Raw genomic sequence first — 20544 nt, 5'->3', positions numbered from 1 at the left:
TCGACGATGGCATGATGTGAGCGTTAACATCTTTCTCGGAGCGGAGAAGCGGCGATGGCGCAGCAGGACGATCCCCGAAACGTGCGGTCGGCGATCCTCGAGGGTCGGACCGCCCTGGGCATCGAGCTCGGCTCGACCCGCATCAAGGCGTGCCTGATCGGGCCGGACGGCGCCCCGGTCGCCGACGGTGCGCACGACTGGGAGAACCAGCTCGTCGACGGCGTGTGGACGTACTCCTCGACGCCGTCGAGGCCGGGCTCCAGGACTGCTACGCGCGGCTGGTCGACGACGTCGAGGCGCGCTACGGCGTCCGCCCCACCACCTTCGGTGCGCTCGGCGTCTCCGCGATGATGCACGGCTACCTGGCGTTCGGCGCCGACGACCGCCTGCTCGTGCCGTTCCGGACGTGGCGCAACACCAGCACGGGCCGTGCCTCGGCAGCGCTGACGGCGGAGCTCGGCTGCAACATCCCGCTGCGCTGGTCCGTCGCGCACGCCTACCAGGCGATCCTCGACGACGAGGCGCACGTGCCCGAGGTCGCGTTCCTCACGACCCTCGCGGGGTACGTGCACTGGCGGCTGACCGGCCGCAAGGTCCTCGGTGTCGGTGACGCCTCCGGGATGTTCCCGGTGGACCCCGGCACCAGGGGGTACGACGCCGCGCTGCTGCAGCGCGCCGACCGCCTCGTCGCAGCGCGCGGCGTCGCCTGGCGCCTCGCCGACGTCCTCCCCGACGTCCTCGTCGCCGGGGCCGCCGCCGGCGAGCTGACCGCCGACGGTGCCGCCTGGCTCGACCCCACCGGCTCGCTCGTCCCGGGGCTACCGCTGTGCCCGCCGGAGGGAGACGCCGGGACCGGGATGGTGGCGACGGGCTCGGTGGCGCCGCGCAGCGGCAACGTCAGTGCCGGCACGTCGATCTTCGCGATGGTCGTGCTCGAGCGGCCGCTCGAGCAGGTGCACCACGAGCTCGACCTGGTGACGACCCCTGCGGGGGACCTCGTCGCGATGGTCCACTGCAACAACGGGGCGAGCGAGCTGCGCGCCTGGGTCGAGATGTTCGGCGCGTTCGCGACAGCCCTCGGTAGCCCCGCGACGACCGACGAGGTGTACGCCGCCCTGTTCGGCGCGGCGCTCGAGGGCGAGGCCGACGGCGGCGGACTCGTCGCGTACAACTACCTCTCCGGCGAGCCGGTGGCCGGCCTCGACGAGGGACGCCCGCTGTTCGTCCGCACCCCGGACAGCACCATGTCGCTCGCGAACGTCATGCGGACGCAGATCTACACGGCGTTCGCGACGCTCGCGCTCGGCATGCGCGTGCTCGCGAGCGAGGGCGTGGCGATCGACGCGATGTTCGCCCACGGCGGCGTCTTCCGGACCGCCGGGGTCGCGCAGCGGTTCCTCGCGGCGGCGACCGACGCGCCCGTCACGGTCGGCCGCACGGCGGGCGAGGGCGGAGCCTGGGGGATCGCGGTGCTCGCCGACTACCTCCGTGCGGCACCCGGGCAGGACCTCGGGACGTACCTCGCCGAGCACGTGTTCGCCACGGCCGAGCTCGACACCGTCGCGCCGGACCAGGACGACGTCGCCGGGTTCGCCCGGTACCTGGAGCGCTTCGAGGCCGGGCTCCCCGTCGAGCGCGCCGCCACCGAGTCCCTCTGACGGCGCTCGCGGCGGCGCGGACCGCGACCCGGACGTCGCTACGCCCGCCGCCCCGCCCGCCGAGACGCCGCCCGAACCACACCCGAACCCCAGCTACGCGCAACGGAGAGACCCAGATGACCGAGGAACCCACCAGCCAGATCCCGCCCGGGCTCCGCTCCGCCGTCGACGCCGCCAAGGAGCGTGTCGCCGCGCTGCACGCCGAGCTGCCCCGGTGGGGCCTCGTCGTGTGGACCGCCGGCAACGTGTCCGAGCGCGTCCGGGTGCCGGGCGGCGACGGCTCGACCGACCTGCTCGTCATCAAGCCCTCCGGGGTCACGTACGACGCGCTCACCCCTGACTCGATGGTCGTGTGCGACCTCGAGGCGAACCTGATCGAGGGGAGCCGCGCGCCGTCGTCCGACACGGCGGCCCACGCCTACGTCTACGCCCACATGCCCGAGGTGGGCGGCGTCGTCCACACGCACTCGACGTACGCGACCGCGTGGGCCGCGCGCGCCGAGCCGGTGCCGTGCGTGCTGACGATGATGGCCGACGAGTTCGGCGGGCCGATCCCGATCGGCCCGTTCGCGCTGATCGGCGACGACTCGATCGGCCGCGGCATCGTCGAGACCCTGCGCGGGTCGCGCAGCCCCGCCGTGCTCATGCAGAACCACGGCCCCTTCACCATCGGCACGGACGGCAAGGCTGCCGTCAAGGCTGCCGCGATGTGCGAGGAGGTCGCGCGCACCGTGCACGTCTCCCGCCAGCTCGGCGACCCCCTGCCGATCCCGCAGGACAAGATCGACTCGCTGTACGCCCGCTACCAGAACGTCTACGGCCAGAGCAGCGCCGCGACGTCCGCCGACGACACCCAGGAGAAGTGATGCAGAACCCGTTCGAGGGCAAGGAGATCTGGTTCCTCACCGGCAGCCAGGGGCTGTACGGCGAGGAGACGTTGGTCCAGGTGGCCGAGCAGTCGCAGGCCATCGCGACGGCGCTCGACGCGGCCGGACCCGTGCCGGTCAAGATCGTCTGGAAGCCCGTGCTCAAGGAGTCGGACTCGATCCAGCGCGCGATGCTCGACGCCGGCTCCGACGACGCGTGCCTCGGCGTCATCGCCTGGATGCACACGTTCTCGCCCGCCAAGATGTGGATCCGCGGTCTCGACGCGCTGCGCAAGCCGCTGCTGCACCTGCACACGCAGGCGAACGTCGAGCTGCCCTGGTCGACGATCGACATGGACTTCATGAACCTCAACCAGGCCGCCCACGGCGACCGGGAGTTCGGGTACATCCAGACGCGGCTCGGCGTGGCCCGCAAGACGGTCGTCGGTCACGTCAGCAACCCGGAGGTGCAGCGCCGCATCGGGACCTGGGCCCGGGCCGCCGCGGGGTGGGACGCCGCGCAGCACATGCGCCTCGCCCGCTTCGGCGACAACATGCGCAACGTCGCGGTCACCGAGGGCGACAAGACGGAGGCGGAGATCCGGCTCGGGGTCTCGGTCAACACGTGGGGCGTGAACGAGCTCGTCGAGCGCGTCGACGCCGTGGCCGAGGCCGACGTCGACGCCCTCGTCGCGGAGTACGAGGAGCTCTACGAGGTCGTCCCTGAGCTGCGGGCCGGGGAGAGCGCCACGAGTCGCTGCGCTACGGGGCGCGCCAGGAGCTCGGCATGCGCTCGTTCCTCGAGGAGGGCGGGCACACCGCGTTCACGACGACGTTCGAGGACCTCGGTGGGCTGCGCCAGCTCCCCGGCCTCGCGGTCCAGCGCCTGATGGCCGACGGCTACGGCTTCGGCGCCGAGGGCGACTGGAAGACCGCCGTGCTCGTGCGCGTCGCGAAGGTCATGGGGCACGGGCTCCCGGGCGGTGCCAGCCTCATGGAGGACTACACGTACGACCTCGTGCCGGGCCAGGAGCGGATCCTCGGTGCCCACATGCTCGAGATCTGCCCGTCGCTGACCACCTCGCGCCCGAGGCTCGAGATCCACCCGCTCGGCATCGGGGACCGCGAGGACCCCGTGCGCCTCGTGTTCGACACCGACCCGGGACCCGCCGTGGTCGTCGCGATGAGCGACCTGCGCGACCGGTTCCGCCTCACCGCGAACGTCGTCGAGGTCGTCGAGGCAGGGCACGAGCTGCCGAACCTCCCGGTCGCGCGGGCGGTCTGGGAGCCGGCGCCGAGCTTCGCGACGTCCGCTGAGGCGTGGCTCATGGCCGGGGCCGCGCACCACACGGTGATGACCACCGCGCTGGGGCGCGACGCGTTCGAGGACTTCGCGGAGATCGCGGGCGTCGAGCTCGCCGTCATCGACGAGGGGACGACGCCGCGCGGGTTCCAGCAGGAGCTGCGGTGGAACCAGGTCTACTACCGGCTCGCGCAGGGCATGTGACGGCATGACGAAGGGCTCCGGGGGCGACCCCGGAGCCCTTCGTCATGCGTCAGGCGCGCCTCACACGCGTGTCGGTCTGCGAAGCATCGCTCGCATCTCGTCCGCCGTCGCGCCTGCTGTCAGGCCTGGCGACGGCGCAGCACGAACAGCACCGCGCCGCCGGCCGCGGCGAGCAGCAGGGCGATACCGCCGTAGAGCGCCACCGACGCACCGGTCGCGGCGAGCGACGAGCCCGTCGAACCGGTGGTCTCCGCCGAGACGAGCTCGGCCGAGGTGACCGTCGCCGAGCCCGTGTCGCTCTCCGTGTCGGTCGCCGTGTCGGTCGTGGAGTCGTCGCCCGCCGCCGGAGCGGCCGGGTCCGCCACGGCGAACGCCGCGGCCCCCTCCGGGTACGTGACCGTCGCGGTCGAGCCCGGGTTGACCGAGAACGTCACCGTGATGGTGCCCTCGGTCGTCCACGCGAGGTCGGTGTCCGTCGGGGCCCAGGTGCCGTCCTCGAGCTCGGTCCAGCCGGGCCAGACCATCGAGCCGACGAGGTCCTGGCTCGGGTAGGTGACCGCGTTGCCGTGGTCGTCCGAGAACGTCACGTCCACGGGATGCTCGGGGTCGTTCTCCGGGTCGGCCAGCCACTCGGCCGGGAAGTCCCAGCCGGTCGGCAGGTCGAAGCCCCACGACACGGTCGGGACGCCGGCATCGTCGATGTCGGCGGTCGGCGCGACGAGGACGACGAGGTCGTCGCAGGACGCGCCGGAGTCGCCGCGGGCCCACTGCCAGCGGTCCGGGTTCTTGGTGGCCGACGGCTTGTCGCTGAGGGCGAACTCCGGACCGGCCGGGACCGCCACGACGACGACGCCCTGCTTGGTCTGCTTCTCGCTGTAGGTCACGCCCTTGACCACGGGGAACGGCCGGCCCGTGATGTTGGACGTGGTGTCGTCCGCGTTGCAGACGTCGGTGAAGGTGGGCGTGGTCGGCGTGACCTCGGTGGCCTTGCCGAACGTGTAGTCGGTGCAGCCGAACGAGAGGCCGGTGATGAAGTTCTGCTTCTGGACGTCGCTGGTCACGAGGACCGACGCCTTCGTCACCTCGAGGTCGCCGTAGCGGTAGACCCACTCGGAGACGGGGGCGAAAGCCGGGTAGAAGCTCGTGGAGCTGACGAGCTCGGGGAACGCGTCCTTCGACCAGAGGCTGTATCCGTAGCCCGGAGCCTCTTCGTAGGTGATGGTGCCCATCGACGTCGTGAGCTTGATCCCGACGTACTGGGTGTCCTCGGCCTCGATGTCGAGGTCGCGGGCGACGTCGGCGAGGGTGGTGCCGGCCGGGAGATCGAGCGAGCTGGACTTCTCGGCCCAGCCTCCGGGGACGCGGAACCGCAGGCCCTTCTTCGCGTACTGACCCTTCCCGGACCAACCCTGCTCGTCGAGGTTCGTCGCGTGCACCGCTGCGGTGTCCGTGCAGACGAGCGACGCGTCGATGGCGGCGCCGCCGAACGTGGACGTCTCGTCACCGAACGTCACGTCGGTGAGGACCGAGGTGCTCCCCGCGGTGTTGGAGCTCTGATGGACGCTGTAGGCCTTGACCACGGCGTTCGGGAACTCGTCGGACCAGTCGGCGAGGCTCTGGGGGTCTTGCCCGGCCTTGGTCCAGGTGCCGTCCTCGAGGTCGGAGTACGTGCCGGTGGCGGGTTCGCCGTTCACGCCGACGTCCCACGAGATGCGGTAGTAGTGACCGCTGGCGCCCTCGATCTCGGGGTCCTTGTCGAGCACGATCTGGAAGGACGGCGTGCTGCCGCCGATGTTGGACGTGATCGCGTAGGACATGGCCACGTCGGCGAGGTCGGAGAGCGGTACGTCGACGTTCTTGTTGATGCCTCCGGCGGCTGCGGCGGCTCCGGTGAACTGCAGGCCGTCCGACGCCAGCGTCGGCTGCACGTCGTCGCGCTCGACGAACCACCCGGGGTGCGCGGGGGACAGCAGAGGCCCCCAGGGCGTGCCCATCCACTCGGGTGTCGTCGCGGCGGCGGACGTGGCGAGCGCGGGCGCGACCCCCACTGCCAGCATTGAGGCCGCGGCGATCGCGGCGATCCTTCTCCTGAACTGCATCGTTCTCCCTGGTTCCGGGGCGGGCGGTGAGCCTGGACCGACGCAGAGTGTGAAGAAGATGTGAAGGAATCACGAAGGTTCGCGTCGGGCTGACGAGATCATGCCACAGGCTTACCGGGCTGTCAGCCTTCTGGGGGGAACCGATGGGAGGCGTCTCCGCAGGTGAGACGCGCGGGGTCGCCTCGACCCGCTCACTCGCCCTCGCGCACCGCGCGTTCCTCGATCTCGTGGAGCACCTCGTCGGCGACCTCGGGGCTGACCTCGCCGTGGTTGCGCGCACGGATGACGAGCTCGCGCTCGACCTCGGTGGTCTCCCGCAGGAGCTCGGAGAGCGTCTCCGGGTGCGGCTCGGTCAGGGACTCCGCCTCGCCGGTCCGGATCGAGCGGCGCAGCTCGAGCGTGGCGAGCCGCCCCTCGTACTGCTCGACGACGGCACGCTGGACGAGCGCGGGGACGTCCTGTCGTGCGCGGGCGGCGTCGAGCGCCGCGGAGGTCGCGCGCTCGCGCAGGGCCGCGGCCTCGGCGGCCTCGTCGACCTCGCTGCCCACCTTGGCGGCCTTGACGACCGGAGCCAGCGTGAGCCCCTGGAGGACGAGGGTCGCCAGCACGGTCGCCAGGCCGACGAACACGATCGTGTCCCGGTCCGGGAACCCGGATGATCCCTCGGCGGCCCAGGGCAGCGCGAGCGCGGACGCGACGGTCACGACGCCGCGCATGCCCGCCCACGAGATGACGAACGCCTCCGGGTTGGTGAACGTCTCGCGGGTGCTCCCTCGCCTGCGCACGATGCTGCGCACCAGCAGCACGCTCGGGAACATCCACGCGAAGCGCAGCACGACGAGCACCCCGATCACACCGAGGGCGAGAGGCAACGCGGTGCTGGCGACGGGGCTCGACTCCATGACCGCGGTGAGCTCGAAGCCGATGAGGACGAACACGACGGCGGTGATGAGGTAGTCGAGGTACTCCCAGACGACGCGGCCGACGAGCCATCCCCCGGACGTCACGGACGTGTGGCTCACGGAGCGGAGCAGGAGCCCGAGGGTGAGGACGGCGAGGACGCCGGAGCCGCCGATCTCCTCGGCGAGCAGGTAGGCGACGAAGGGCAGTGCGATCGTCACCGTGGTCTCGGCGGCGGCGATGTGCAGCCGTCCGAGGACCAGGTGCCCGAGCCACCCGCCGACCAGACCGACGAGGATGCCGCCGACGACGGCGAGCAGCAGGTCGAGCGTGACGCCCCCAGCCGTCACCTCACCGGTCACCACGGCCGCGACCGCCACGTGGTACAGCACGAGGGCCGTCGCATCGTTGAACATGCCCTCGCCCTCGAGGACCGTCACGATCCGCCCGGGGAGCCTCAGCCGGCGGGCGACCGCTGTCGCTGCGACCGGGTCCGGCGGCGCGACGATCGCCCCGAGCACCCACGCAGGCCCCCAGTCGAGCCCGGCCCAGTGGGCCACGCACGCGACCGCGCCCGCCGACGCGATCGTGAGCCCGATCGCCAGGATCGCGATCGGGCGGGCGTTGTTGCGGAACTCCCGGGCCGTCGTCCGCTGCGTGGCGGCGAACAGGAGCGGCGGCAGCACGACCGGGAGGATGTACTCCGGCTGGAGGCGGAGCTCCGGCGTGAAGGGGAACAGCGGGACGGCGAGGCCGAAGATCGTCAGCAGCACCGGTTGGGGGACGCGCAGGCGGTCGGAGAGCGGCGTCAGGACGACGATCCCGGTCAGCAGCACAGCCCACAGCAGAACGCTCGACATCTGCCCGCTCCTCGCTCGTCGTCCGGCACTGTCGGCCGGGCCCCGTCAGGTCCGTGATCGTGCTCGGACGTCGCCTGGCGGCCAGTCTGCCGGGTCGCGGCCCTCAGCGCACCGTCCACGCCGAGCGGTGCCGCTGGAGCGGGGCTGCCGAGTCCGTCCGGTCCGCCTGCGCGTCGCCGCGCGGCATCGCGCTGGTGCCGCTACTTTCTGGCTATCGGGTCGGCTGTGGAGCCACCCACCGATGGTGATCGATCACCAGGAGCAGAGGCCCAGCATGAGGGTTTTCCGCAGTGCCACGGTCCTGACCGCCCTTCTCACGGTGGGTGTCGTCGCGGGCTGCGCCGATGACGGGGACGCGGCCGACCCGGGCGCGTCGGCGGATCCCACGCCCACCGCCGAGGCCACGACCGAGGCTCCCGCCGAGCCCCCGACGCTGTCCGGTCCGGTCGACCCGCTCCAGTTCATGATGAAGACCGCCGACGGCGCGGTCGACCTCGACGGCACCGCGTCCTCGTGCGACTCGGCGGACGAGGAGAACCTCGCCGTCTCGTTCACCGACGGCGACGCCACCGTCGACATCGACGTGGCCGACGGCGCCGGGACCGTGACCGTGACCGGCGGCCCGGAGTTCGAGGGCACGGCCGACATGTTCGAGATCGGCGACGACGGGACCGTGAACATCACCGGGACCGGGAGCGCCGCGGACGACTCCGCGACCGCCACCGCGTTCACGGTGCTCGGCGGCTGCACGGGCGGCGACGCCGGCGGGTCCGGTGACGCGGGCGGCGACGCGGCCGGCGACTCGGCCGCGGGCGACGTCACGCTCACCACGGCGAACGGCAGCGCCGACGTCTCGGGTGCCGCGACCACCTGCACGAACCCCGACGAGGCGGACCTGGACCTCGAGTTCTCGGACGGCACGAGCACGGTGATGGTCGACGTCGCCGGCGGCACCGGCAGCGTCGAGGTGACGGGCGGGTCGGAGTTCGAGGGCACGGTCGAGATGTTCGAGATCGGTGACGACGGCTCGTTCACCGCCTCCGGCTTCGGGGGCGCTGCCGACCCGGGCGCCGAGGCGACGACGTTCGAGATCGCCGGGACCTGCGCCGGCTGATCCCCGGACGGTCCTGACCCGTCGCCCGGCCCGCACGGCGCCGGGCGACGCGGTCAGGGCCTCGCTGCGAACCGCTCGAGCAGCTCGGCGTGGCCCGAGACCACGAGCAGGTCGTTCGCCATGATCCGCGTGTCCGGGACGGCGTACACGAAGTCCTCGCCCGGAGGCTTGACCCCCATGACCGTGACGCCGTAGCGCTCGCGGATCTTCGTCTGGGCGAGCGTGAAGCCCTGGAGCTCCTTCGGGGGCCGCATCTTGACGATCGTGAAGCCGTCCTCGACCTCGATGTAGTCGAGAAGCTTGCCCGAGACGAGGTGCGCGACGCGGTTGCCGGCGTCGGCCTCCGGGAACGTGACGTGGTGTGCGCCGATCCTGGTGAGGATGCGTCCGTGCTCGACGGACACGGCCTTCGCCCAGATCTGCGGCGTCTCGAGGTCGACCAGGTTGCCGGTCACGAGGACCGACGCCTCGAGCGACGTCCCGACCCCGACGACCGCGACGGGGAAGTCCTTCGCCCCGAGCTGTTCGAGCGCCGTCGGGTTCGTCGCGTCCGCCTCGACGAGCGGGAACTGGCCCGAGTACTGCGCGACGAGGTCGGGGTCGCGCTCGACCGCCAGGACGTCCTGCCCCAGCCGGGTCAGGGTCCCGGCGAGGGACGAGCCGAACCGGCCGAGCCCGACGACGAGCACGCCGTCGTTGCGCTCGCGCTCCTTCTTGTCGTTCCTGTTGGGCACGTCGGGCCTCTCGGGTCGGTCGGCGGTGTGTCGGTTCCGGTGGCGGTCGGGTGGCTGTCGGGTTGCGGGTTGCGGGTTGCGGGTTGCGGGTCGGGTGTCGGACGGCGTCGCGTGGGCAGGGAGGGTCGGTCGCCCTGGGTCGCGGTCGCGCTCACCCGATGATCGGTCGTTCCTCCGGCATCCGCACGATACGTCGTCGGTCGCGCAGCGCGAGCGCCGCGGCGAACGTCATGGTCCCCGTGCGGCCGACGAACATGAGCACCACGAGGACGTACTTGCCGACCTCGGGCAGGGACTCGGTGACCCCGGTCGAGAGCCCGACGGTCGCGAACGCCGAGATCACCTCGAAGAGGACGACGTCGAGCGTCCACCCGGTGATCTCCAGCAGCAGGATGCTCGACAGCAGCACCGCCGTGGCGCCGATGAACGTGACGGCGATCGCGAGGCGCAGCGTGTCGCGCGGGATCCTGCGCCCGAACGCGTCCATGTCCCGGTCCCCGCGCGCCTCGGCGACGATCGCGATGAGCATGACGGCGAGCGTCGTGACCTTGATGCCGCCGGCGGTGGAGGCGGACCCGCCGCCGACGAACATCAGCGCGTCGGTGATGAGCCAGCTCGACTCGTGCATGCTGCCGACGTCGATCGTGGAGAACCCGCCGGAGCGCGGCATCACCCCGGCGAAGAGGATCGTCAGCAGCTTGGTCGGCCACGACAGCGGCCCGAGGGTGTCGGGGTTGCGCCACTCGAACACCGCGAACAGCACCATCGCGACGAGGACCAGGATGGCGCTCATGGTGAGGGTGAGCTTCGTGTGCAGGCTCCACCGGCGGGTGTTGCGGCGGGACCGCAGGATGTTGAGGATCACCGGGAACCCGAGCGACCCGATGAACACACCGATCACGATGGGCAGGAGCAGCATCCAGTCGCTGACATGGGGGGCGAGCCCCTCGGCCGTCGGGACGAACCCGGCGTTGTTGAACGCCGACACCCCGTAGAACAGCGCGTGCCACGCCGCCTCGCCCACCGACTCCTCCAGGACGATGAAGCGGGGGAAGAGCAGGAGCGCGATGGCCAGCTCGATCGCTGTCGACGTGACGATGACGACGCGGACCAGGGAGCCGACCTCCCCGAGCTTCGTGGTCTTCGTCTCCGCCGCGGTCAACAGGCGCTGCGTGAGCCCGATGCGCCGGGACACCGCCATGCCGAGGATCGACGCGAGCGTCATCACGCCCAGGCCGCCGACCTTGATCGCCACGATGATGACGACCTGCCCGTAGGTCGACCAGTAGGTCCCGGTCGGGACGACGACCAGGCCGGTGACGCACACGGCGGACGTCGCCGTGAACAGGGCGTCCACGAACGGCGCGTGCCGGCCGGACGCGGTGGCCCAGGGCGGCATGAGCAGCAACGTGAAGATCATGACGACGGCGCCGAACACGCTGACGGCGAGCCTGGCAGGGGCCTGCCGGGCGACGCGGTCGACGAGCTCACGGCCGGCGAAGAACCTGGTCGAGATGCTGCGCGCCATCGACCCCCTCCGTCCCGTGCTGCCGTCACCGCTGGGTCCCGGCCGGTCGCCGGTCCGCCCGGCGCGCGGTCGCACGCCGTGTCGCCGCAACTCTGCCACGATCGGCGGACGAGCGCGGCTGAGTACGGGGGAGTGCGCGAGGGCACGTGTCGTCGCTGCGCGGGTTTACCGTTGACCATGCCCGAGTCGCCCGAGCCGCCCGTGTCGTCCCTGCCGCCCGGCTCTCCCGACCAGCTGCGGGTGATGTGGACCCCGGACTTCCTCGGCTACGACTTCGGTCTCGGGCACCCCATGACGCCGACGAGGCTCGACCTGACGGTGCGGCTGGTGCGCGAGCTCGGGATCCTCGACGCGCCGGGCCTCCGCGTCGTCGCGCCGGTCACCGCGTCGGACGACTCGCTGCGGCGGGTCCACGACGCGGACTACGTCGCCGCGGTCCACGACGTCGCCGCCGGTGGTCCCTCCCGGGAGGACCTGGGGCTCGGCACGCAGGACGACCCGGTGTTCCCCGGGATGGACGTGGCCGCGGCCCGCATCTTCGGGGCGTCCACGGACGCTGCCAGCGCGGTGTGGTCGGGTGCCGCCGTCCATGCCTGCAACTTCGCCGGCGGGATGCACCACGCGATGCCCAGCGCGGCGGCGGGGTTCTGCGTCTACAACGACGCTGCGGGAGCCGTGCGTCAGCTCTTGGACGAGGGCGCGGAGCGCGTCGCCTACGTCGACCTCGACGCCCACCACGGCGACGGGGTGGAGGCGATCTTCTGGGACGATCCACGGGTCCTGACCTACTCGGTGCACCAGAACCCGCTGACCCTGTTCCCCGGCACGGGGTTCCCGACCGACACCGGGGGCGCGCCGGGGACCGTGGTCAACGTCTGCCTCCCGCCGCGGACGGAGGGCGCCGGGTGGCTCCGCGCGATCGACGCGACCCTGCCCGAGGCGCTGCGGTCGTTCGACCCTCAGGTGATCGTGAGCCAGCACGGGTGCGACTCGCACCGCGCCGACCCGTTGTCCGACCTGCGGACCACCCTGCCGGCGCTGCGCACGGCGAACCGGTGGGTCCACGAGCTCGCGCACGAGCTCTGTGAGGGACGCTGGGTCTCGCTCGGCGGTGGCGGGTACGCCGTGTGCCGGGTGGTGCCGTTCGCGTGGATGCACCTGCTCGCCGAGGCGGCGCACGTGCCGGTGTCCGACGGGACCGTCGTCCCCGAGGGGTGGCGAGCGTACGTCGACGAGATCTCGGGGGAGAGGACGGCGGACGTCGTCGACGCGATCGAGGTCCCTTTCGCGCGCTGGTCGGCGGGCTACGACCCGGGGTCCGACCTCGACCGGTCCATCCAGGCGACCCGCAACGCCGTGTTCCCGGGGCTCGGTCTGGACCCGCAGCACTGACGTCCCGCGGCTTGCCCTGGGCGAGGTAGGATGGTCGCTGGACTTCTCACGGTCGGGTACCCCGGCCGGGATCCGTGACCCGGTCATCACCGACTCAGGTCGACCGACTGCCGACAAGTATTGCGAGGGACCTATGGGCTCCGTCATCAAGAAGCGCCGCAAGCGTATGGCGAAGAAGAAGCACCGCAAGCTGCTTCGCAAGACGCGCCACCAGCGCCGCAACAAGAAGTGAACCGCCGCCGGCGCTAGCCGGCGCACGGACGTGCTACGAGCCCGGCCCCTCGAGGGGCCGGGCTCGAGTCGTCTCTGCGTGTGATCGTGGGCAGGCAGGCAGGCAGGCAGACAGGCAGGCAGGCAGTGTCAGCGCCCGCGGATCGTCCTGCCGATCTGGCGGACCACGAGCGCTCCCGCCCACACGGCGCCGGCGAGGCTCAGGGTCTTCGCGCCGCTGCGGGCGGCGCGGGCGGGCCTGCCCCGGAACTCGCGGACCGGCCACCCCACCTGGGCGGCGTGGCGGCGCAGGCGCGGCTCAGGGTTGATGGCGCACGGGTGGCCGACCGTCTGCATCATGGTGAGGTCGTTCATGGAGTCGCCGTAGGCGAAGGACTCGTCCAGGTCGATCCCGCGACGGGCGGCGAGCTCGGCGACGCCGGCGGCCTTGTGCCGGCCGTGCATCATGTCGCCGACGAGCGCACCCGTGTAGACGCCGCCCTCGGACTCGGCGACGGAGCCGAGCGCGCCGTTTGCGCCGAGCCGCCGCGCGATCATGGTGCCGATCTCGATCGGCGTGGCCGACACGAGCCAGACCTCGTGCCCGGCGGCGACGTGCTCGTCGAGCAGCCGCTTGGTGCCGGGGAAGATCCGCAGCTCGAGTACCTGGTCGTACACCTCCTCGCCGATCGCGACGATCTCCGCGACGGTGTGACCTGCCACGATGGACAGCGCGCGGGACCGCACGGTGTTGATCTGCCGCCGGTTCTCGCCGAGGGTCATGTACCGGAGGTGGTGGAGCCCGAGGCTCCACAGGTCGCGGATCCCGAAGAACTCCCGCTGGTACAGCGCGCGGGCGAGATGAGCGGCCGAGGCGCCGCGGATGATCGTGTTGTCGACGTCGAAGAACGCTGCCACCCGAGGGGTGCCGGGGTCCTGGGAGCCAGGTGCGTCCTGGGTGTCCGCCGGGTCCTCGATCATGGCGTTCACCCTAGTTGAGCGGGTGGGCCTGCGGGTCCGCCGACCGCCGGACGATCGCTACCCTCGAGGGATGACCACAGGTGATCCGTCGGGCCGCGCGCCCAGGGTGCTGCTCTACAGCCGCGCCGCCTGCCACCTCTGCGACGAGGCCAGGGACGTCGTCGTGCAGGTCTGCTCGGACGCGGGGGAGTCGTTCGACGAGATCGACATCGATGCGCCCGGGGCGGACCCGGCGCTGCGGGAGGAGCACGGTGAGCACGTGCCCGTGGTGCTCGTGGACGGTCGGCAGCAGGGGTTCTGGCGGGTCGACGCGGGCCGGCTCGCCCGCGCGCTGGCCCGCGGGGCCCGACCGCGCTGAGAGCGTAGGCCCCGGCATCGGTCCCGGTGTCGCCCCGGCGTGGCCCAGGGATCGCCGGGTCGCCCGCGACTCGCCCGCCGAAACCGGGTGACGTGTGAAAAACTCCACGAGCACGTCGCTCCGGTGCGACGTCGCGACGGAAGGTGGACGCATGGACTCGAGGGGTGACTCCGACGCCGGGGTGGCAGAGGCGCCGATCCCGCCCGCGACCGTCCGTCGACTCCCGTCGTACCTGAGGGCGCTGCACGGGCTCGCCGAACGTGGCGAGGAGCGCACGAGGTCGGCCGCGCTCGCGGAGCTCTCCGGGGTGAGCCCCGCCCAGCTGCGCAAGGACCTGTCGTTCCTGGGGTCCTTCGGGACCCGCGGGGTCGGCTACGACGTGAGCGAGCTCGCGCAGTACATCACCGCGACGCTGGGGATCGAGACGGAGCACCGGGTCGCGATCTTCGGGATCGGTGACCTCGGGCACGCGCTGGCGAACTACCCCGGGTACTCGCGGCGCGGTTTCGAGGTCGTGGCGCTGTTCGACGCGGCCCCCGAGATCATCGGCACGGAGGTCGCCGGGATCGTCGTGCACGGCCGCGGCGACGTCGCGCGCGTGCTCGCGGAGGAGCGGGTGACTCTCGCGGTGATCGCCACCCCTGCCTCGGTGGCGCAGGCGGCGACGGACGAGGCCGTCGAGGCCGGGATCCGGGGGATCCTCAGCTTCGCGCCGGTGTCGCTCCAGGTCCCCGAGCACGTCGACGTGCGCACCATCGACGTGAGCAGCGAGCTCCAGATCCTCGCGTTCCACCTGCAGGCGGGCCAGATCCCCACCCGGGTGCCGGGGGCGACGGCCGCGGGCGACACCGACCGGGTCTAGTTCTGCCGTTGGCGGGCGGTCCGTCGACGCGGCCGCTGCACGAGGCGACACCGGCCGGGCCTGGTCATGGGCGGCCCGCCGGACACAGCGACGGACGCCGGCCGGCAGGGGGTCCGGCCGACGTCCGTCGGTCTGTGGTCGCTCGTCAGGGGCTCGGCTTGAGCGTGACGAGCGGAGGCGGGGCGCGGTGCGCGTCCCGGGTCGTCGTCCTGGCTCAGCGGCGCTGGTTCAGCCCTGGGCGATGGTCGAGATGTCGAGCGTGATCGTGACCTTGTCGCTGACCATGACGCCGCCGGCCTCGAGCGCGGCGTTCCAGGTCAGGTCGAAGTCCTTGCGGGAGATCGTGGTGGCGGCCTCGAAACCGGCACGGGCGTAGCCGAACGGGTCGGTGGCGGTGCCGGAGAACTCGGTCGCGAGCGTCACGGGACGGGTCACGCCGTTGATGGTGAGGTCGCCGACCACGGCGAAGCCGTCGTCCGTGGCCTCGACGCCGGTCGAGGTGAAGGTCCACGTCGGCTTGTTGTCGGCGTCCCAGAAGTCGGCGGAGCGCAGGTGGCCGTCCCGCTTCTCGTCGCCGGTGCTCACCGACGCGGCGTCGATGGTGGCCGCGACCGAGGAGTCCTCGACGGTCTCGGCGATCGAGACGGTGCCCTCGGTGATCGCGAGCGTGCCGCGCACCTTGGAGATGCCGGCGTGGCGGACGGTGAACGTCGCCTGCGAGTGCGAGGCGTCGATCGCGTAGGTACCGGCGGTGAGCCCGGCGGGAAGGGTGGTGGCCATCGTCTGTCTCCTTCGTGTTGTTGAACTGTCAACTACCCTAACGCACGTATCCTCGGATCTGTTCCCGAACCGTCCGAGCGCCCGAGGAGAGCGACATGAAGGCTGCTCACGATGCACCACCACGCTGGCTGGACCGCGGTCAGCAGCGGTCGTGGCGGGCCTATCTCGACGGGAACGCGAGACTCCTCGACGCGCTGGACCGCGAGCACGACGCGCACCTGAGCGTCTCGCTCCCCGAGTACGAGGTGCTGGTCCGGCTCTCCGAGTCTCCCGAGGGCGCCCTGCGGATGTCGGTCCTCGCCGACGGCCTCGCGTACTCGCGGAGCCGGACGACGCACACCGTGCGACGCATGGAGGACCGGGGGCTCGTCCGGCGCGGCGCGGTCGCCGGCGACGGACGAGGGATCGTCTGCAGCCTCACCGACGCGGGTCGCAGCATGCTCGAGGCGGAGGCGCCCGCCCACGTGGCCGCCGTCCGGCGCTATCTCGTGGACGTGCTCACGGACGACGAGCTGGCCGCCCTCGGCGGCATCATGGCCAAGGTCGCCCAGGGGTGTGCCGCAGATCCCGCCTCGCGTGGTCCGTCGTCCGCCAAGTCTTTGGGAGACTAGGGGCATGGTCACCACGACGGTCCACCTCATGCGCCACGGCGAGGTCCACAACCCTGACGGGATCCTCTACGGACGCATCCCCGGCTACCACCTCTCCGAGCGAGGCCACCAGATGGCCCGCCGAGTCGCCCACCACCTGGCCGACCCCACGGTCGACCGGGACGTCGCCGCCGTCATCGCGTCGCCGCTGCAGCGCGCCCAGGAGACGGCGACGCCGGTCGCCGAGGCCCTGGGGGTCGCCCTCGAGACCGACGAACGGCTCATCGAGGCCGGCAACCACTTCGAGGGCATGACCTTCGGTGTCGGCGACGGCTCCCTGCGCCACCCCGAGCACTGGCGCTACCTCTGGAACCCGATGCGGCCGTCGTGGGGCGAGCCCTACACCGAGCAGGTCGAGCGCATGGCGGCAGCCGTCAAGGACGCGCGCGACGCGCACCGCGGCCGCGAGGTCGTCCTCGTCAGCCACCAGCTGCCGGTCTGGATCACCCGCCTGAGCATCGAGGGCCGGCGCCTGTGGCACGACCCCCGCAAGCGCGAGTGCTCGCTGGCCTCGCTGACGTCGCTGCGCTTCGACGGGAACCGCTTCGTCGGGCTCTCCTACACGGAACCCGCCGCCGACCTCCTCCCGGGCGCGTCGGCCACCGCCGGGGCGTGAGGACGGACCGCGCGCACGGTTCTCAGGCGCGACCCAGGAACCTCGGACAGGCTGCCGTCGTGACCCGACGCCCGGCCCGCGCCGTCCTCACGGCGTGCGCGGTCTCGCTGACCGCCGTGGCCGTGCTGGCGGGCTGCGTCCAGGACTCCGGCGTGACCGGGGCGGACGACGTGATCGGCCAGGGGTACGTGTCCGGCGACGGGTCCGTCCGCACCTGGGAGGTCGACGAGCGCTCCGAGCCGGTCACCGTCACCGGGACCGACTTCGAGGGTGACCCGGTCGACACCTCCGCGCACCGCGGCCAGGTCGTCCTGCTCAACACCTGGTATGCGAGCTGTGCGCCCTGCCGTGCAGAGGCGCCGACGCTGGTCGCGCTCGCCGACGACCGTGTTGACGACGTGCAGATCATCGGCATCAACCGGGTCGACGACGCCGGTGCCGCCCAGGCGTTCGAGCGCACCTTCGACGTGCCGTACCCGTCGATCGCCGACACCGACGGTAGCGCCGTGGCGACCCTCCAGGGCACCGTGCCCCTCCAGGCCGTCCCGACCACCGTGATCCTCGACGCGCAGGGCCGGGTCGCCGCGCGCGTCATCGGCGAGGCGGAGGCCTCGACCCTCGACTCGCTCGTCGACGACGTGCTCGCCGAGGCGTCCTGACATGGGCGGCGACCTCGCGGCCACCGCGTACTCGGGCAACCTCCTGCTCGCTCTCCCGGTGGCCCTGCTCGCAGGGCTCGTCTCGTTCGCCTCGCCGTGCGTGCTGCCGCTCGTCCCCGGCTACCTGGGCCTGCTCAGCGGCATGGCGGGAGCGACCGCGGGCCCGGCCGGGCAGGGTCGGACGGCGGCGCCCGGGTCGGGTGGTCCCGTCCCGTCGGTCGGCACCGCGGCCGCCTCCGCCACCGCCTCGGCTGCTGCCTCCGTCGCGCCCTCGGCTGCTCCCGTCGGAGGTCCTCCCGCAGCGACGGGGATCCTCCCGGACACCCGCTCGGCGCGCCGGCGCGTGCTCCTCGGCGTCGCCCTGTTCGTCGCGGGGTTCGCCGTCGTGTTCGTGACCCTGACGGTCGTCGCCGGCGCGATCGGCTCCCAGCTCCTCGCCCACCAGGACGTGATCCTGCGGGTGCTGGGCGTCGTCGTCATCGCGATGGGCCTCGTCTTCATGGGGGCGTTCGGCTTCATGCAGCGTGAGCGCAGGCTCCACGTCGCCCCGAGGGCCGGGCTGTGGGGCGCGCCCGTCCTGGGCTTCGTGTTCGGGCTCGGCTGGGCGCCGTGCATCGGGCCGACCCTCGCGGCCGTGATGGCGCTCTCGCTCGACGGCGGCTCGCCGGCGCGCGGCGCCGTGCTCGGTCTCGCCTACAGCATCGGTCTCGGCCTGCCGTTCCTCGCGATCGCCCTGGGCCTCGAGTCGTCCACCCGGATGGTCGCCTTCATGCGCCGCCACCGGGTCGTGATCATGCGTACCGGCGGCGCGCTCCTCGTCGTCCTCGGTGTGCTCCTCGTCTCCGGGGTCTGGCAGGCGTGGAGCGCGCAGATCGCCGGCTGGGTCGGCGGCTTCGAGCCGGTGATCTGATGGCACGGACGGAGCGGCCCTACCGGCCCGAGGGCATCGACGACGCGTTCACGACGGGCGCCACAGGCGCGAGCACGACGGACTCGAACACGACGGCCTCGACGGCCTCGGCGGCCACGAACGGCACGGCGCAGAAGTCACCGACCCTGCCGTCGCTCGGCTGGCGCGGGTCCCTGCGCTGGGTCTGGCGCCAGCTCACCAGCATGCGCGTCGCGCTCATGCTGCTGATGCTGCTCGCCGTCGCCGCGGTGCCCGGGTCGGTCCTGCCGCAGCGCTCCCAGGACCCTGCGGCGGTCCAGCGGTACCTCGACGACCACGCCACCACCGGCCCGTGGCTCGACGCCGTCCAGATGTTCGACGTCTACTCGTCGGTCTGGTTCTCCGCGATCTACCTCCTGCTGTTCGTCTCCCTCGTGGGCTGCATCCTGCCGCGCACCGCCGCGCACCTGCGTGCGCTCCGGGCGCGCCCGCCGCGCACGCCGCGCCGGTTCGAGCGGTTCCCGGCGCGGGCCGGGGCGACGACCGACGCGACCACCGACGAGGTGGTGGGGGCCGCCGTCCGGCACCTGCGGGGAGGTGGCGGTGGCTGCCGACCTTCCGCGTCGTCACCGAGGACCCGGGCGCGGACGGCGAGCGCACGGTCGCCGCCGAGCGCGGGTACCTGCGCGAGACGGGGAACCTGGTGTTCCACCTCGCGCTGCTCGGACTGCTCGTGTCGGTCGCGACGGGGCAGCTGCTCCACTACCGCGGGCAGGCGATCATCACCGAGGGCCGCGGCTTCGCGAACTCGGTCGTCGACTACGACTCGTTCGAGAACGGCGCGCTGTTCCGCCCGAGCACCCTGGTCCCGTTCACGATGACGCTCGACTCGTTCGAGTCGCAGTTCACGGCCGGGGCGCAGGCGCGCGACTTCACCGCGAACGTGACGGTGACGGACCCGGACGGGACGTCGTCCGCCGAGACGATCAAGGTCAACCACCCGCTGACCGCCGGGGGAGCGAAGGTCTACCTCCAGGGCAACGGGTACGCGCCGCAGGTCACGGTCACGGACGCGGACGGCGAGGTCGCCTTCGCGGGCGCGGTCCCGTTCATCCCCGAGGACGACGTGTACACGTCGCGCGGTGTCATCAAGGTGCCCGACGTGTCGCCCGGACTCGACCAGATCGGGCTCGTCGGGTACCTGCTGCCGACGGCCGAGATCACCGACGACGGCGCGCTGTCGCTGTTCCCGCAGCCGTTCAACCCGCGCCTGGTGCTCGACGTCTGGTCGGGCGACCTCGGCCTCGACGAGGGCGCCCCGCAGAACGTGTACCGCCTCGACACCGACGACATGACCGCGGCCGTCGACGAGGACGGCGAGCGCGTGACGCTGGTCGTCGCGCCCGGCGAGACGGTCGACCTGCCCGACGGGATGGGCACCCTGACCTTCGAGGAGCTGCCGCGGTTCGTGGGCCTCGACCTGCGGTACGACCCGGCGCTCGCGTGGATCCTGACGTTCGCGCTCGCCGCGCTCGGTGGCCTGGTGCTGTCGCTCTTCATGCCCCGTCGTCGCGTCTGGCTCCGCGTGACGCCCACGACCGACGGGTCCGGGCGTACCGTGATCTCCGTGGCAGGGCTGGCGCGGCACGACGACGCCGGGCTCCAGGGCGAGGTCGACGCGCTCGTCGCGGCGATCCCCGGGGTGGCGGCATCGGGCGACCCGAGCGGCGCCGGCTCGACCGGTCCCCGCCGGGACGCGAGCCGCCGGAGCGAGAACCCCGGCACCGAGAACCGACCTGACAGCACGACCGAACGAGAGAAGGCCGAAGGATGACCGTCGCCGAGCTGAGCACAGACCTCGTCTGGGCAGCCGCCACCGTT

Annotated in this window: 18 protein-coding genes and 3 pseudogenes; 15 read left to right on the top strand and 6 right to left on the bottom strand. The window is 72.3% G+C overall.

Features of this window, described 5'->3' with window-relative positions:
* Window positions 1-54 precede the first annotated feature (54 nt).
* From QUE47_RS03000 to QUE47_RS16470, 4 genes and pseudogenes are all read left to right on the top strand, one after another.
* Window positions 55-1658: pseudogene (locus QUE47_RS03000) on the top strand (xylulokinase).
* Between the two features lie 116 nt (window positions 1659-1774).
* Window positions 1775-2524 (top strand): L-ribulose-5-phosphate 4-epimerase, encoded by a 750-nt coding sequence (locus QUE47_RS02995; protein ID WP_286218506.1) that lies wholly within the window; start codon window positions 1775-1777, stop codon window positions 2522-2524.
* A pseudogene (locus QUE47_RS02990) lies at window positions 2524-3437 on the top strand (L-arabinose isomerase family protein); the annotation flags it as partial. The gene QUE47_RS02995 and the pseudogene QUE47_RS02990, both read left to right, overlap by 1 nt.
* Complete coding sequence (locus tag QUE47_RS16470) at window positions 3414-4031, top strand: L-arabinose isomerase family protein (RefSeq protein WP_434019749.1); 618 nt, start codon at window positions 3414-3416, stop codon at window positions 4029-4031. The pseudogene QUE47_RS02990 and the gene QUE47_RS16470, both read left to right, overlap by 24 nt.
* Window positions 4032-4150: 119 nt before the next feature.
* On the opposite strand, the gene QUE47_RS02985 is transcribed toward QUE47_RS16470, so the two are convergent.
* Window positions 4151-6130, bottom strand: a complete 1980-nt coding sequence (locus tag QUE47_RS02985; protein WP_286218505.1) for a hypothetical protein — start codon at window positions 6128-6130, stop codon at window positions 4151-4153.
* A 191-nt stretch (window positions 6131-6321) separates the two neighbouring features.
* Window positions 6322-7890 (bottom strand): Na+/H+ antiporter, encoded by a 1569-nt coding sequence (locus QUE47_RS02980; RefSeq protein ID WP_286218504.1) that lies wholly within the window; start codon window positions 7888-7890, stop codon window positions 6322-6324.
* Window positions 7891-8164: 274 nt separating this feature from the next.
* Between QUE47_RS02980 and QUE47_RS02975 the strand changes: the two genes are divergently transcribed.
* Complete coding sequence (locus QUE47_RS02975) at window positions 8165-9004, top strand: hypothetical protein (protein WP_286218503.1); 840 nt, start codon at window positions 8165-8167, stop codon at window positions 9002-9004.
* 53 nt (window positions 9005-9057) lie between these two features.
* Here QUE47_RS02975 and QUE47_RS02970 read toward each other — a convergent pair whose 3' ends face one another.
* Both QUE47_RS02970 and QUE47_RS02965 read right to left on the bottom strand, forming a co-directional pair.
* Window positions 9058-9738 carry a potassium channel family protein gene (locus QUE47_RS02970; RefSeq protein WP_286218502.1) on the bottom strand — a complete coding sequence of 227 codons (681 nt, stop codon included), beginning with the start codon at window positions 9736-9738 and terminating at the stop codon, window positions 9058-9060.
* Window positions 9739-9889: 151 nt separating this feature from the next.
* Window positions 9890-11266 (bottom strand): TrkH family potassium uptake protein, encoded by a 1377-nt coding sequence (locus QUE47_RS02965; protein ID WP_286218501.1) that lies wholly within the window; start codon window positions 11264-11266, stop codon window positions 9890-9892.
* Between the two features lie 177 nt (window positions 11267-11443).
* On the opposite strand from QUE47_RS02965, the gene QUE47_RS02960 reads away from it, so the two are divergent.
* A complete protein-coding gene (locus tag QUE47_RS02960; protein ID WP_286218500.1) occupies window positions 11444-12658 on the top strand; it encodes an acetoin utilization protein AcuC in 1215 nt (404 codons plus the stop codon).
* A gap of 133 nt (window positions 12659-12791) precedes the next feature.
* Complete coding sequence (locus QUE47_RS02955; RefSeq protein WP_003792170.1) at window positions 12792-12890, top strand: 30S ribosomal protein bS22; 99 nt, start codon at window positions 12792-12794, stop codon at window positions 12888-12890.
* A gap of 128 nt (window positions 12891-13018) precedes the next feature.
* Here the strand turns inward: QUE47_RS02955 and QUE47_RS02950 are convergent, their stop codons facing one another.
* Window positions 13019-13849 (bottom strand): HAD family hydrolase, encoded by an 831-nt coding sequence (locus tag QUE47_RS02950; protein ID WP_286218499.1) that lies wholly within the window; start codon window positions 13847-13849, stop codon window positions 13019-13021.
* 70 nt (window positions 13850-13919) lie between these two features.
* On the opposite strand from QUE47_RS02950, the gene QUE47_RS02945 reads away from it, so the two are divergent.
* Entirely contained in the window at window positions 13920-14207 is a 288-nt protein-coding gene (locus QUE47_RS02945; protein ID WP_286218498.1) for a glutaredoxin family protein, read from the top strand.
* 151 nt (window positions 14208-14358) lie between these two features.
* Window positions 14359-15069 (top strand): redox-sensing transcriptional repressor Rex, encoded by a 711-nt coding sequence (locus QUE47_RS02940; protein WP_286218497.1) that lies wholly within the window; start codon window positions 14359-14361, stop codon window positions 15067-15069.
* A gap of 228 nt (window positions 15070-15297) precedes the next feature.
* Here the strand turns inward: QUE47_RS02940 and QUE47_RS02935 are convergent, their stop codons facing one another.
* Window positions 15298-15849, bottom strand: a complete 552-nt coding sequence (locus QUE47_RS02935; RefSeq protein WP_286218496.1) for a YceI family protein — start codon at window positions 15847-15849, stop codon at window positions 15298-15300.
* 95 nt (window positions 15850-15944) lie between these two features.
* Here QUE47_RS02935 and QUE47_RS02930 point away from each other — a divergent pair, with 95 nt between their 5' ends.
* The 6 genes and pseudogenes from QUE47_RS02930 (at window position 15945) to resB (ending at window position 20497) form a co-directional block, all read left to right on the top strand.
* On the top strand, window positions 15945-16460 hold the full coding sequence (locus tag QUE47_RS02930; protein ID WP_286218495.1) for a MarR family winged helix-turn-helix transcriptional regulator: 516 nt from the start codon (window positions 15945-15947) through the stop codon (window positions 16458-16460).
* A gap of 4 nt (window positions 16461-16464) precedes the next feature.
* Window positions 16465-17115: a histidine phosphatase family protein gene (locus QUE47_RS02925; protein WP_286218494.1), complete on the top strand. Its 651-nt coding sequence runs from the start codon at window positions 16465-16467 to the stop codon at window positions 17113-17115.
* A 59-nt stretch (window positions 17116-17174) separates the two neighbouring features.
* Window positions 17175-17774 carry a TlpA family protein disulfide reductase gene (locus tag QUE47_RS02920; protein ID WP_434019720.1) on the top strand — a complete coding sequence of 200 codons (600 nt, stop codon included), beginning with the start codon at window positions 17175-17177 and terminating at the stop codon, window positions 17772-17774.
* Between the two features lies 1 nt (window position 17775).
* Window positions 17776-18684: a cytochrome c biogenesis CcdA family protein gene (locus tag QUE47_RS02915; protein WP_286218493.1), complete on the top strand. Its 909-nt coding sequence runs from the start codon at window positions 17776-17778 to the stop codon at window positions 18682-18684.
* Window positions 18684-19208: pseudogene (locus QUE47_RS17100) on the top strand (cytochrome c biogenesis ResB family protein); the annotation flags it as partial. The gene QUE47_RS02915 and the pseudogene QUE47_RS17100, both read left to right, overlap by 1 nt.
* On the top strand, window positions 19103-20497 hold the full coding sequence (resB, locus tag QUE47_RS02910; RefSeq protein WP_434019748.1) for a cytochrome c biogenesis protein ResB: 1395 nt from the start codon (window positions 19103-19105) through the stop codon (window positions 20495-20497). The pseudogene QUE47_RS17100 and the gene resB, both read left to right, overlap by 106 nt.
* The last annotated feature ends 47 nt before the right edge of the window (window positions 20498-20544 follow it).

The sequence above is a fragment of the Paraoerskovia sediminicola genome (assembly GCF_030296575.1).
Taxonomy (GTDB): Bacteria; Actinomycetota; Actinomycetes; order Actinomycetales; family Cellulomonadaceae; genus Paraoerskovia; species Paraoerskovia sediminicola.
This window is presented reverse-complemented; position numbering and strand designations above follow the sequence as displayed.

Excerpts from the sequence above, each read along its gene's own strand:
- QUE47_RS02995 (WP_286218506.1), top strand. The coding sequence starts at position 1,775 with ATGACCGAGGAACCCACCAGCCAGATCCCGCCCGGGCTCCGCTCCGCC.
- QUE47_RS16470 (WP_434019749.1), top strand. The coding sequence starts at position 3,414 with ATGGCCGACGGCTACGGCTTCGGCGCCGAGGGCGACTGGAAGACCGCC.
- QUE47_RS02985 (WP_286218505.1), bottom strand. The coding sequence starts at position 6,130 with ATGCAGTTCAGGAGAAGGATCGCCGCGATCGCCGCGGCCTCAATGCTG.
- QUE47_RS02980 (WP_286218504.1), bottom strand. The coding sequence starts at position 7,890 with ATGTCGAGCGTTCTGCTGTGGGCTGTGCTGCTGACCGGGATCGTCGTC.
- QUE47_RS02975 (WP_286218503.1), top strand. The coding sequence starts at position 8,165 with ATGAGGGTTTTCCGCAGTGCCACGGTCCTGACCGCCCTTCTCACGGTG.
- QUE47_RS02965 (WP_286218501.1), bottom strand. The coding sequence starts at position 11,266 with ATGGCGCGCAGCATCTCGACCAGGTTCTTCGCCGGCCGTGAGCTCGTC.
- QUE47_RS02960 (WP_286218500.1), top strand. The coding sequence starts at position 11,444 with ATGCCCGAGTCGCCCGAGCCGCCCGTGTCGTCCCTGCCGCCCGGCTCT.
- QUE47_RS02955 (WP_003792170.1), top strand. The coding sequence starts at position 12,792 with ATGGGCTCCGTCATCAAGAAGCGCCGCAAGCGTATGGCGAAGAAGAAG.
- QUE47_RS02950 (WP_286218499.1), bottom strand. The coding sequence starts at position 13,849 with ATGATCGAGGACCCGGCGGACACCCAGGACGCACCTGGCTCCCAGGAC.
- QUE47_RS02945 (WP_286218498.1), top strand. The coding sequence starts at position 13,920 with ATGACCACAGGTGATCCGTCGGGCCGCGCGCCCAGGGTGCTGCTCTAC.
- QUE47_RS02940 (WP_286218497.1), top strand. The coding sequence starts at position 14,359 with ATGGACTCGAGGGGTGACTCCGACGCCGGGGTGGCAGAGGCGCCGATC.
- QUE47_RS02935 (WP_286218496.1), bottom strand. The coding sequence starts at position 15,849 with ATGGCCACCACCCTTCCCGCCGGGCTCACCGCCGGTACCTACGCGATC.
- QUE47_RS02930 (WP_286218495.1), top strand. The coding sequence starts at position 15,945 with ATGAAGGCTGCTCACGATGCACCACCACGCTGGCTGGACCGCGGTCAG.
- QUE47_RS02925 (WP_286218494.1), top strand. The coding sequence starts at position 16,465 with ATGGTCACCACGACGGTCCACCTCATGCGCCACGGCGAGGTCCACAAC.
- QUE47_RS02915 (WP_286218493.1), top strand. The coding sequence starts at position 17,776 with ATGGGCGGCGACCTCGCGGCCACCGCGTACTCGGGCAACCTCCTGCTC.